We start from the raw sequence: 291 nt of genomic DNA, 5'->3' as shown, positions 1-291 counted from the left end.
AGGATGGCTTGTTATCAGTATTGTCATTCACTATTACATTTTGGTTCAGCTTGCCATTAGTAAGACCAACTACTGCAAGCAATCCATCTTTCTGAACTGTCACTTCTCCAAATGCTTCAGTGGAAAATGAATCCATTATGTAATTGCCGATAAAGGGATTATAGATTGCTCGGGCGTTGTCGGATCTACGGAAATGGGCATCACCGTAATTAAACTCGTCCATACCGAATGTTATCGTGGTGAAATCCATAATTCCATCCATAAAGCCTTCTTTGATAAAGCCAAGTCGAT

The 291-nt window shown here is 39.9% G+C and carries 1 protein-coding gene; it reads right to left on the bottom strand.

All coding sequences use genetic code 11. The annotated features are described in order from the left end of the window. The coding region (locus ACM615_RS23985; RefSeq protein ID WP_431012642.1) for a hypothetical protein at positions 1–262 on the bottom strand (262 nt) is incomplete at its 3' end. Positions 263–291 lie beyond the last annotated feature (29 nt).

The sequence above is a fragment of the Rahnella sp. PAMC25617 genome (assembly GCF_050606005.1).
Classification (GTDB): domain Bacteria; phylum Pseudomonadota; class Gammaproteobacteria; order Enterobacterales; family Enterobacteriaceae; genus Rahnella; species Rahnella variigena.
This window is presented reverse-complemented; position numbering and strand designations above follow the sequence as displayed.